The sequence below is a fragment of the Kitasatospora putterlickiae genome (assembly GCF_039527695.1).
In the GTDB taxonomy this organism is placed as follows: domain Bacteria; phylum Actinomycetota; class Actinomycetes; order Streptomycetales; family Streptomycetaceae; genus Kitasatospora; species Kitasatospora putterlickiae.
Genome location: NZ_BAAAKJ010000069.1, coordinates 1 through 10,256, shown reverse-complemented (window position 1 = coordinate 10,256; position 10,256 = coordinate 1). Strand labels below are relative to the sequence as shown.

Here is a 10,256-nt window from a genome sequence, read left to right as displayed (position 1 = left end):
CGACCCGGCAGCCGAGCGGGCCGACCGCGGCGGCCAGCGCGGCGGCGCCGCCGGGGCAGTCGAGCAGCGGGCCCGGCAGGGCGGCGATCCCGGCGCGGGTGAGGCCGAACAGGTCGCAGTACTCGTCCAGCGAACGGGAGGTGACCAGGAATCCCGGCGGGACCGGGGCGCGGGCGGTTCGATCGGTCATCGCGGCCATCCGACCACGCAGCACGAAGGCCCGCCCCCGGGGGCGTCCAGGCGGGTGGACGGGACCGGGTGCGGGCCTTCGGGGTGTCGGAGCAGGACGGCCGGAGCCGGGGTCAGCCGCCGAGCAGGCCCCGGGCGGCGAGGCGGTTGACGTTGGTCAGGCCGCGCACCAGCTGCGGGGTCAGGAAGACGAACAGCATCCCGAGCAGGCAGACGCCCGCGATCTGCAGCGGCGACTCGATGAAGTACTCGTGCCGGACGCCGTCGTCGCCGGTGAAGTCGACGACCCGGTAGCCCGGCCAGTCGACGTAGCGCGGGAACACCCAGTGGTAGACGGGGTAGAGCGCGAGCGTCCAGCCGACGCAGAGGAAGACCAGCGACAGCACCATGCTGAGGATCGCCCACGGGAACATCACCACCTGGTACAGCACGGCCTTCCAGCCGGCCGCGTCCGCGAGGCGGGCGGTGATCGCGCCCCAGGCGCCCGGCCGGACGGCGCGGACCGGCGCCGGCGCGGACACGTCGAGGGCGAGCATGCCGCGCACCCGGGCGCGCTCCAGTGCGCCGAAGCCGCGGGCGAAGGTGGTCAGCGCGGCCAGCACCGGCAGGCCGAGCACGGTGACGAAGGTGCCGAGGCCGAGGGAGAACAGCGCGACGGCGACGGTGAAGCCGACCACCGCGACCGGCAGGCCGGTCAGCGTGTAGCCGACCTCGCGGTAGAAGTAGGAGGTGAACGGGGCCCGCCAGGCGTACGGCGGCTCCTCGATGCGGCGGGCGACGGGGTGGCGCTCGCCGCCGCCGTCGTACGCGTCGTACTCGTTGCGCTGCATGCTGTGGCTGCTCATGGCCGGTCTCGGTCCCTCGGGTCGGTCGCGGTTCGGGCTCGGGGTCTGTCCTGCTGACTCCCACAGCCTGTCAAAGCGCGCCCGGGGCGGACATCCGGCTCCCCGGCGAACCGGGGGTGGGGTTATCCCCCCTGAACAGCGCCCCCGGCCGGCGTGTCCTCGGCGAGCAGCGCGTACTGGTAGGCGTCGCGCCAGCCGTCGTGGCGCCGGTAGTCGTGCCGGACCCGGCCCTCCAGCCGGAAGCCGGCCCGGGTCAGCACCCGGATCGAGGCGGCGTTGTCGACGTCCACCCGGGCCTCCAGCCGGTGCAGGCCGAGCGGGCCGAAGGCGAGGCCGCGCAGCAGGGCGACGATCTCGCCCGCGTAGCCGAGGCCCCAGACGTCGCGGCGCAGCGCGTAGCCGAGGTGGGCGGCGCGGTTCGCGACGAGGCCGAGCGCGGCGTTGCCGATCGGGACGGCGCGGGCCGGGTCGTCGGCGTCGGCGAGGCGGGTGACGGCCAGCCGGTAGACCGTCCGGTCCTCCTTCTCCGCCTCCTCCAGGAACTGGGCGACCTGGTCCGCGCAGGTCTCGTGGTCGCGCGGGGCGAAGGGGAGGTAGCGGGTGGCCTCCGGGTCGCCGAACACCGCGTGCAGCGCGTCCACGTCCTCGGGGGTCTGGTGGAACTCTCGGATGGCCAGCCGGGGCCCGGTGAGTCGGACGGGAACCATGGCTCCCGACCCTATCCCCGACCAGCGGTTACGGTTCGTGGTTATGGAAGACGAAGACCTGCGGCTCGCCCCGCGCACCAAGGCCGCCGAACTGCTCGCCTGGGCGGAGGCGGAGGGCCGCGAGCCGGTCGCCGAGGGCCCGCTGCGGGCGGTGCTGGCGCTGCTGGAGCTGGGCGGTGGCAGGATGCACGACGGCTGGCCCGAACTGACCTCCGCGGTGGTGGAGCACCTGCTGTACGAACGCCTGTACCTGTACGTCCAGCCGGAGCCGGGGCAGGACCCGCTGGCGTACGGCGCGGCGGTGCGCCTGCTGGTCGACCACCAGCGCGCGGCGAAGCGGCTGAACGCCAAGCGGCAGGAGCGGCTGCACGCCGAGGCCGAGTGGCAGGGCGAGGTGGCGGCCGGGCTGCTGCGCCGGGCGGACCTGGTGACCTGGCCCCGGCTGTACGCGCTGCTGCTGCGCGCGGCCGGGGTGGACACCGGCGACGAGGCGGCGGTGCGGGCCTGGCTGGAGGGGTTCCGGGAGCTGTCCGCCCAGGAGCGTTCGGCGGCGTTCACGGCGCTGGAGGCGGACGGCGTGCTGGAGCCGGTGGACGACGGGGGCTGGGACGGCGGGGCCCGGACGCTGGCGGTCGGGATGGCCACCGACGGCGCGCGGCGGCTGCTGGAGCAGGGGCTGATGGAGCGCAGCTACCGGAACCTGGCGGAGCTGACGGCGCTGGGCCGGCCGATGCCGGAGGAGCTGGCCGGGGACTTCGGGGCGTTCGAGGAGGCCGCGGTCCGGGTGGCGCTGGAGCTGGCCGGCGGGTGGACGGTGCCGGGGCTGCCGCGGCTGCTGGTGGAGGAGTACCCGGAGCTGGCGCCGGAGCCGGGGCAGGCGGAGATCGACGCCTATCTGGCGGGGCTGGAGCCGACGGAGGACGAGGCGGAGTAGCGCCGGTGCGGCGGGAGCGTGGATTCGAGCCACCGTGCGGTCAATTCCGGTACTCATCGAGGGCTTTGGGGCCGATCAGGCGCGATGGGTCGGGCACGGTGACATCATCCGGCACGTGAAGCGTGACATGTCACATGCGCTACACGGCTCCTCTTGCCACCGTCTTCCGAAGGAGAGAACCCTCATGAAGCGATTCGCAGCCGTCCTGGCGACCGGTGCCACGCTGTCCTCGCTCGGTGTCGTGGGCGCCACCGAGGCCACCGCGCGGACCACGGGCACGGCGGCGACCACCACGGCCGCCTCGACGTCCACCTGTGCCAACGGCTTCGCCGGCGTGCTCCAGAACCGGGTCTGCATCACGGTCGACGGCACCACCGTCACGGCCGGCGGCTACACGACGCCGACCACCACCTGGACCGCGCAGGACGCCTCCTACACCCTGACCCTCGGTGTCGTCGGCGGCGCCTCGCTCGGCACCGACACCGGCAGCGGCATCCTCCCGCCCGGCGGTCGCGGGTTCGGCTACCTCGCGGCCACCGCGCCGTGCGGCTCCACGGTGACGGCCACCCTGCTGACCACCACCTGGGGCTTCGGCGCGACCGCGACCGTCACCGCGCCCGTCACCTGCTGACGCCCTGACAGCGCGGTGCCCCGCCGGACCGCGTCCGGCGGGGCACCGCGTCGTGGGCCGGGAGGCGTCAGGGGGCGACGCCGCGCTGCTCGAACCAGGCCTCCGGGTCGACGGGGGCGCCGCCGCCGGGGCGGACCTCGACGTGCAGGTGGGCGCCGGTGACGTTGCCGGTCGCGCCGACCTTGCCGATCTGCTGGCCGGGGACGACCTTGCCGGAGCCCTTGATGATCGAGGAGAGGTGGCAGTACCAGATCTCGGTGCCGTCGGGCAGCGTCTCGACGATCCGGTAGCCGTAGGCGCCGGCCCAGCCGGCCGAGGTGATGGTGCCCTGGCCGACCGCGTAGACGGGCTCGCCCTGGTCGGCGGCGAAGTCCAGGCCGGTGTGCAGGTGGGACCAGTAGCGGGCGCTCTGGCCGTAGTGGGCGGAGAGCCGGTAGTCCTTCACCGGGAGCTTGATCGCGGCGAGCTTGGCCTTCTCGGCCTCCTCGGCGGCGCGCTTGGCCTGCTCCTGCTGGGCTATCTGGGCGGCGCGCTTGGCCTCGGCCTCCTGGGCGGCCTGGACGCGGGCGTTCTCCTCGGCCGCGGTGCGCTGGCTGTCGGCCTGCTGCTGGATGCGGGCGGCGAGGGCGAGGCCGGGGTCGGCGGAGAGCGCGACCGGCTGCTCGTCGGGCGCCTCGACGGCGGGCGCGGCGGCCGGGGTGGCGGAGGCGAAGCCGGTGGCGCCCAGGGTGGCGGCGACGGCGGTGACGCCGAGCAGGGGAGCGGTGCCGCGGGACTGACGGGGCATCCGGTGCCGGCTGGTTTCGGCGGCCGGCGGGGCGCTCTCGTCGGCCGGGGCGCCGAACGGGCCCTGCCCGGTGAACGGGCCCGGATGGTCGAGCAGCCGGGTACCGGAGCCGGACGGATGTGCCGGGGTGTGCGTCGACGCCACGGAGGCGCGCTCCTTTCCTTCCTTCGCGCCTACCGGGTTAGCTGACGGGTTCGGAGCAGGAAGGTCTCCTACGGCTGGGCCTGGGCCTGGCCGATTCACCCCAAGGAACGTGGTTCCCCGGCTCCCTGGCCTGCCCGAGGGCCGGCCGGCGGGATTAGGCGACGGCGCACGGTGCCGTCTGGGTACGGCGTTGCGGACCGCGCTGCGTTATCAAACGTTAATCCGAGAGCCCCCCGATTCCAAGCCGTCCGTTGCCGTCGGCGGGACAGGGATCGGGCACCACGCGGCCCGATGGGCGTTTTGGGACGTTTGATGACAACTGACACTACCGAACGTGTCGGGACGTCAACGAACGGCCCCTCACTTGAGTACGCCTACTCATGTGCGGCCGGGCCGGACGCGGCCATCCTGGCGCCATGAGCGCACCGATGCAGACCCGCACCACGGCCGCGTACCACCTCCAGGCCGTGCTGTCCTTCGCCCTCTCCGGCACCGCCCTCGGCGTCGGGATCGCCTTCCTTCCGGTGGAGCCGTGGACCCGGGCGTTCCTCGCCGTCGGCCTGCTCTACACGATCACCTCCACGTTCACGCTGGCCAAGGTGGTCCGGGACCGGCAGGAGACCACCGAGCTGGTGACCCGGGTCGACCAGGCGCGGCTGGACAAGCTGCTGACCGAGCACGACCCGTTCAAGGTGGAGGGGGTCTGACCGGCCTCCGCGGCGGGGCCGGCCACGCGTCCGCATGTCGATAGCTTGACGGCTAAGGCTATTAGCCTTAGCTTTATGGCTATCGGCACGTCGCCGCCGATCCCGCACCCAGGAGGCTCCCCATGAACGGCACCGTCGCCCCCGTCACCCGCCACCTCGACCTGCCCGGCGGCCGGATCGCCTTCGACGACACCGGGCACGGCACGGGCGCCCCGGTCGTCCTGCTCCCCGGGATGCTCGACAGCCGGGCCGCCTACCGGCACCTGCGCCCGCTGCTGACCGCCGCCGGGCGCCGGGTGATCACCATGGACCTGCGCGGCTTCGGCGAGTCCTCGATCCGCTGGGACGACTACTCCCCCGCCGCGATCGCCGGTGACGTCCTCGCCCTGCTCGACCACCTGGGCATCGAGCGGGCCGTGCTGGCCGGCAACTCCTACACCGGCGCCAGCGTGGTCAGGGCCGCCGGGGGCGCCCCCGAGCGGGTCGCCGGGATCGTCCTGCTGGACGCCTTCGTCGAGAACGTGCCGCCGGGCGCCCTGCAGCGTCTGGCGGTCGGCGCGATGGGCGCGCTGCTGGTGCGCTCGCCCGCGTTCTGGGGTCTCTACCAGCGCAGGATGGCCTACCCGGGCCCCAGGCCGGCCGACCACGAGGAGTACGTGACCGGGTTGGTCGACGCGATGCGCACCCCGGGCCGCAGGACCGCCACCCGCGGCTACGTGCGCGGCGACTCGGCGCCCGCCGGCTGGACCGCCGCCGTGCGCTGCCCGGCGCTGGTCGTGATGGGCTCCAAGGACCCCGACTTCCCGAAGCCGGAGCTGGTCGCCGACCGGCAGGCCGCCGCGCTGAACGCGCGCAAGGTGATGATCGAGGGCGCGGGGCACTACCCGATGGCCGACCACCCCCGCGCCACCGCCGACGCCCTGCTGGCCTTCCTCGCCGACCTGGTCTGAGCACCGGCGCCCCTCCCTTCCCCGCACCTCCCCCTCGCTAGGAGAACCGCAGTGCCCCGAGTCGGACTGACCCCCGAGCAGGTCGTCGGCCACGCCCTCGCCCTCATCGACGAGCAGGGCCCCGAGGCCCTCACGCTGGCCGCCGTGGCCGCCCGCGCCGGGGTCGCCACCCCCTCGCTGTACAAGCACGTCAGCGGCGGCCTCGCCGAGCTGCGCCGGCTGGTGGCGGTCCGGGTCACCGAGGAGCTGGCCGACCGGCTCGCCGAGGCCGCGCTCGGGCGCGCCGGGGACGCGGCGGTCGCCGCCGTCCTGCGGGCCTACCACGGCTACGCCACCGAGCACCCGCACCGCTACGCCGCCCTGCCGCAGGCGCCGCAGCCGGACGCGGACCTGGTCGCGGCGGCCGGCCGGCTGGTCGGGGTGATCGTCGCGGTGCTGCGCGAGTACGGGCTGGAGGGCTCCGAGGCGATCCACGCCGCCCGTACCTTCCGCTCGCTGGCCCACGGCTTCGCCGCGCTGTCGACCGGCGGCGCCTTCCAGCTCGCCGAGGACCTCGGGGAGACCCAGGAGCGCATGATCACCGTGCTGACCGCCGGTCTGCGCGGCTGGCCCCGCCCCTGAACCGCGCGGCGGGCGGGGAACGCCGAAGGGCCCGGAGCGTCGCTCCGGGCCCTTCGGGCTGGTGTGGGGCTAACAGGACTTGAACCTGTGGCCTCTTCCTTATCAGGGAAGCGCTCTAACCGTCTGAGCTATAGCCCCGTACCGTCCGACGCCGCCCGCGTGGCGGGCACGTCGTACGGAGAAGGGTACCGGACCCGGCGGGGTGGCCCGCACACCGGTGATCCGGCGGCACGGGACCCGCCGTTCACCCCACGCCTCACCCGCTTAAGAAATAAGGTATTAAGAATTAACTGCCCCATAAGGAACCGGAGAGGCCGGCCGTCCCGTGGACCCGCGCAGCAGCCCCACCGCGCGCAGTGCCATGCGCTGCGTCCGCTTACTGCTCGGCTGCACCAGCGCCGCCGAACTGCTCGGCACCGTGCTCGCCGAGGGCCCGGGCTGGATCACCGGCGAGGGCTCGGCGCTCTACCTGCTGGACCCCGGCGGCATGCTCCGGCTCTCCGCCTCCCACGGCCTGCCCGACTGGGCCCACGAGCGCTACAGCGTGGTCGACCCGGCCAGTGAGCTGCCCGCCGCGATGGCGCTGAGGCTACGCCGCCCTTATCTACTGAGCCCCGAGCGCACCAGCGTCGACTACCCGAACCGGAACACCGGGATGGGCACCGGGATGGTCGCCGTCGTCACCCTGCCGATGGTCGTCGACGAGCGGCCGATCGGCGTGCTCGCCCTCGCCCTCGCCCACCGGGGGATCGTCCCGCGACGCGACCTGGACGTGCTGGAGACCCTCGCGGACGCCTGCGCGCACCGGCTGGCGTACCTGCTGGAGCACGCCGGGGCGCCGTCGGCCCCGCGCACCGTCGCCACCGTGCCGAACGGGGTGCGCCCCGGACCGGGGACCTGCGGCGACCCGGCCGCCGGGACGGCCCACCCGCTGCTCTCGCTCGCCGTCCGGGCCGCCGGGCACGGCGCCTTCGAACGCGACCTGGTCACCGGCGAGACCCACTGGGACGTCCAGGCGCTCCGGCTGGTCGGCCGGCCGGTGCCGCAGGACGGCGGCCCGGCCCCCGCGCCCGACCTCGACCTCGTCGTCCACCCCGAGGACCTCCCGGACGTCCAGGCCGCGCTCGCCGAGGCGCTCGCCACCGGCGGGCCGTACCGGATCCGCTACCGGGTGCCGCGCCGGGACGGCGGGGTGGTCCGGATCGAGGAGACCGGCGAGGTGATGCTGGACGTGCACCGCCGGCCGGTCCGGATCTCCGGGCTGATCGCCGACCTCGACCACGGCCGCGCCCCCGGCGAACGCCGCGCCGTCAGCCGCTCGGGAGGCAGCGCCAACGGGACGTCCGCCGCCGGGGCCCGGTCGGCGCTGCTGCTGGCGCTCACCCGGGCTCTGTCCCGGGCGGTCACCGTCCGGGACGTCACCACCGCCGTGACCGACATCGCCCGCCCCGCGTTCGGGGCGGCCGGCATCCTGCTGGACCTGGTCGACGAGGGACGGCTGCTGCCCGTCGCGCACACCGTCTACGGCGGGCCGCTGCGCACCGAGCTGACCCGGCTGGCCGACCTGTCGGAGGGCGTGATGCAGCGCGCGCTGGCCCGGTCGGCCCCGCTGTTCAGCGAGCCGGCCCGGCGCGGGCGGCGGCGGGAGGGCGAACGCCCGCCGGGAGCGGGCGCCGGGAACGGCGGTCCGCTCGCCCCGGCCGCGTGGGCGGTGCTGCCGCTGGTCGCCTCCGGGCGGCAGGTCGGCTCCTGCCTGATCACCTTCGCCACCGAGCGGGTCTTCAGCCGCGAGGACCGCACCCTCTACTCCGCCTTCGCGGGCATCCTGGCGCAGTCCCTGGAGCGGGCCCGCCTCTACGACACGCACCACCACCGGGCCACCGAGCTGCAGCGCGCGATGCTGCCGCGCACCCTGCCCCGGCTGCCCGGGATCGCCAGCGCCGCCCGCTACCTGCCGAGCACCGAGGGCATGCAGATCGGCGGCGACTGGTACGACCTGCTGCGGCTGCCGGACGGCCGGATCGGCCTGGTGATCGGCGACGTCCAGGGTCACAACGCCGAGGCCACGGCGGTGATGGGACAGCTGCGCAGCGGTCTGCGCGCGTACGCGACCGACGGGCACGATCCGGCCGCCACGCTGGCCCGCACCAGCCGGCTGCTGGCCGAACTGGACACCGAACTCTTCGCCACCTGCCTCTACCTGACCCTGGACCCGGCCGACGGCACGCTGCGGGCCGCCCGCGCCGGGCACCCGGCCCCGGTCCGGGTCACCGAGGACGCCAAGGCGGTGGAGCTGGACCTGCCCGGCGGCCCGCCGCTGGGCGTCGACCCGGACCGGCCGTACCCGCTGGCGGAGGAGCAGCTGACGCCCGGCGAGACGCTGCTCGTCTACACCGACGGTCTGGTGGAGGACCGCGAGGAGGACTACGACGAGTCGGTGCAGCGGATGCTCGGCGGGCTGGAGACGTGGGCGCGCAACGCCGGTCCGGTCCGGGTGGAGCCCGGTCCGGCGCTGGAACGATTGGCCGATCTGCTCACCCTGAACGTCACCGAACGGCGTTCGCGTCCGGACGATGTGGCGTTACTCCTGTTGCACAGGTTGTCGGCTGTGCACTAGCGAGGCCGGTGGGGCGCCGGTCGGGGGTCCACGGACCGTCCGATCGGACCCGAAGCAGTACTGATTGGCGTGGTATTGACAGGAAATAGACGAGATCCGGTCACTTGGCGAGATCCGTTCACACCATCGTAGGATCATCACCCTAGAATTCGCCGCGTGACGATGACTCAGTGGTGCGCAACGGCAACAGGCGTGCTCGCCGTCCTCGCCCTCGTGGCCGCCGCCCGCTACCGCGCGGTCGCCGCCGTCCAGCGCCGCCGGGCCGTCGAACAGCAGCGTGAGATCGCCGCCCTCCGGGACCGGCTCAACGCCGAACTCTCCCGCCGCAACGCCGAGCTGGCCGCCGTCCAGCACGAACAGGAGCTCACCGCCTCCACCCAGCGGGCCTTCCTCAGCGTGGCCCGCCGGATCCTCGTGATGGCGCACGACCAGCAGGCCCTGCTGGACGAGATGGAGCGCACCCACGACGACCCGGCCCTGCTGGACGGCCTGCTCAAGGCCGACCACGCCGCCGCCCAACAGGCCCGCCTCGCCCAGACGCTGGCCGTGCTCTGCGGCGCCCGGGCCGGCCGGCACTGGCCCGAGCCGGTCTCGCTGGAGGACGTCGTGCGCGGCGCCCAGTCACGCATCCTGCCCTTCCAGCGGGTGATGATCCGCAGCCGGATCGAAACCGCGGTGGTCGGCGCGGCCGCCGAGGCACTGATCCACGCGGTGGCCGAACTGCTGGACAACGCCACCCGCTACTCCCCGCCCAGCACCCAGGTGTTCGTCACCCTGATGCCCGTGCACAACGGCGCCGTCATCGAGATCGACGACGGCGGCGTCGGCATGCCCGAGCAGGCCGTCGCCAAGGCCTCCGCCGCCCTGGCCGGTGGCTCCACGGTGGAGATCTCCCGCCTCGGCGAGGTCCCGCAGCTCGGTCTGGCGGCGGTCGGCCGGCTCGCCGAGCAGTACGGGTTCCGGGTCACGCTCAGCTCCGCGCCCTCGCCGTACGGCGGGGTGCGGGTCGTGGTGCTGCTGCCGAACGCGCTGCTCACCGAGCCGCTGCCGCCGACCGTGCCCGGCCTGGGCGTGGACGACGCGGTGTTCGGGGGCGGCGGCCGGCGCCGTACCGGGGCGCCGCC

At 74.5% G+C, this 10,256-nt stretch carries 11 protein-coding genes, 1 tRNA gene and 1 riboswitch; of the genes, 7 read left to right on the top strand and 5 right to left on the bottom strand.

The annotated features are described in order from the left end of the window. The 3 genes from ABD308_RS08115 to ABD308_RS08105 form a co-directional block, all read right to left on the bottom strand. Window positions 1–190 (bottom strand): hypothetical protein (locus ABD308_RS08115; RefSeq protein WP_344329794.1); only part of this gene is annotated, 190 nt, incomplete at its 3' end. 112 nt (window positions 191–302) lie between these two features. Continuing rightward, window positions 303–1,034 (bottom strand): sensor domain-containing protein, encoded by a 732-nt coding sequence (locus ABD308_RS08110; RefSeq protein ID WP_344329791.1) that lies wholly within the window; start codon window positions 1,032–1,034, stop codon window positions 303–305. A 122-nt stretch (window positions 1,035–1,156) separates the two neighbouring features. Then, entirely contained in the window at window positions 1,157–1,741 is a 585-nt protein-coding gene (locus ABD308_RS08105; RefSeq protein WP_344329789.1) for a GNAT family N-acetyltransferase, read from the bottom strand. Between the two features lie 43 nt (window positions 1,742–1,784). On the opposite strand from ABD308_RS08105, the gene ABD308_RS08100 reads away from it, so the two are divergent. Together ABD308_RS08100 and ABD308_RS08095 are read left to right on the top strand one after the other, a co-directional pair. Continuing rightward, window positions 1,785–2,675, top strand: coding sequence for a hypothetical protein (locus ABD308_RS08100; RefSeq protein WP_344329786.1), 891 nt, complete (start codon window positions 1,785–1,787; stop codon window positions 2,673–2,675). A gap of 184 nt (window positions 2,676–2,859) precedes the next feature. Further along, window positions 2,860–3,306, top strand: a complete 447-nt coding sequence (locus tag ABD308_RS08095) for a hypothetical protein (RefSeq protein WP_344329785.1) — start codon at window positions 2,860–2,862, stop codon at window positions 3,304–3,306. A gap of 67 nt (window positions 3,307–3,373) precedes the next feature. On the opposite strand, the gene ABD308_RS08090 is transcribed toward ABD308_RS08095, so the two are convergent. Next, window positions 3,374–4,237 carry a M23 family metallopeptidase gene (locus tag ABD308_RS08090; protein WP_344329784.1) on the bottom strand — a complete coding sequence of 288 codons (864 nt, stop codon included), beginning with the start codon at window positions 4,235–4,237 and terminating at the stop codon, window positions 3,374–3,376. 12 nt (window positions 4,238–4,249) lie between these two features. After that, a riboswitch (cyclic di-AMP (ydaO/yuaA leader) is annotated at window positions 4,250–4,408 on the bottom strand. Between the two features lie 245 nt (window positions 4,409–4,653). Here ABD308_RS08090 and ABD308_RS08085 point away from each other — a divergent pair. The 3 genes from ABD308_RS08085 to ABD308_RS08075 all read left to right on the top strand — a co-directional run bounded on the left by ABD308_RS08085 (window position 4,654) and on the right by ABD308_RS08075 (window position 6,515). After that, window positions 4,654–4,944 carry a YiaA/YiaB family inner membrane protein gene (locus tag ABD308_RS08085; protein WP_344329782.1) on the top strand — a complete coding sequence of 97 codons (291 nt, stop codon included), beginning with the start codon at window positions 4,654–4,656 and terminating at the stop codon, window positions 4,942–4,944. A gap of 122 nt (window positions 4,945–5,066) precedes the next feature. Then, window positions 5,067–5,894 carry an alpha/beta fold hydrolase gene (locus tag ABD308_RS08080; protein ID WP_344329781.1) on the top strand — a complete coding sequence of 276 codons (828 nt, stop codon included), beginning with the start codon at window positions 5,067–5,069 and terminating at the stop codon, window positions 5,892–5,894. Window positions 5,895–5,945: 51 nt separating this feature from the next. Then, the gene (locus tag ABD308_RS08075; protein WP_344329779.1) at window positions 5,946–6,515 is read left to right on the top strand and encodes a TetR/AcrR family transcriptional regulator; all 570 of its coding nucleotides are present in this window, start codon (window positions 5,946–5,948) and stop codon (window positions 6,513–6,515) included. Window positions 6,516–6,579: 64 nt separating this feature from the next. On the opposite strand, the gene ABD308_RS08070 is transcribed toward ABD308_RS08075, so the two are convergent. Next, a tRNA-Ile gene (locus ABD308_RS08070) sits at window positions 6,580–6,653 on the bottom strand. A 187-nt stretch (window positions 6,654–6,840) separates the two neighbouring features. Between ABD308_RS08070 and ABD308_RS08065 the strand changes: the two genes are divergently transcribed. Both ABD308_RS08065 and ABD308_RS08060 read left to right on the top strand, forming a co-directional pair. Then, window positions 6,841–9,132, top strand: coding sequence for a SpoIIE family protein phosphatase (locus ABD308_RS08065; RefSeq protein WP_344329778.1), 2,292 nt, complete (start codon window positions 6,841–6,843; stop codon window positions 9,130–9,132). A 162-nt stretch (window positions 9,133–9,294) separates the two neighbouring features. After that, window positions 9,295–10,256, top strand: a 962-nt coding sequence (locus ABD308_RS08060; protein ID WP_344329796.1) for a sensor histidine kinase, incomplete at its 3' end; no start/stop codon positions are given.

What these genes read in the sequence shown, in the direction of transcription:
- ABD308_RS08080 (WP_344329781.1), top strand. Translation starts at nt 5,067, where the DNA reads ATGAACGGCACCGTCGCCCCCGTCACCCGCCACCTCGACCTGCCCGGC.
- ABD308_RS08105 (WP_344329789.1), bottom strand. Translation starts at nt 1,741, where the DNA reads ATGGTTCCCGTCCGACTCACCGGGCCCCGGCTGGCCATCCGAGAGTTC.
- ABD308_RS08085 (WP_344329782.1), top strand. Translation starts at nt 4,654, where the DNA reads ATGAGCGCACCGATGCAGACCCGCACCACGGCCGCGTACCACCTCCAG.
- ABD308_RS08110 (WP_344329791.1), bottom strand. Translation starts at nt 1,034, where the DNA reads ATGAGCAGCCACAGCATGCAGCGCAACGAGTACGACGCGTACGACGGC.
- ABD308_RS08095 (WP_344329785.1), top strand. Translation starts at nt 2,860, where the DNA reads ATGAAGCGATTCGCAGCCGTCCTGGCGACCGGTGCCACGCTGTCCTCG.
- ABD308_RS08100 (WP_344329786.1), top strand. Translation starts at nt 1,785, where the DNA reads ATGGAAGACGAAGACCTGCGGCTCGCCCCGCGCACCAAGGCCGCCGAA.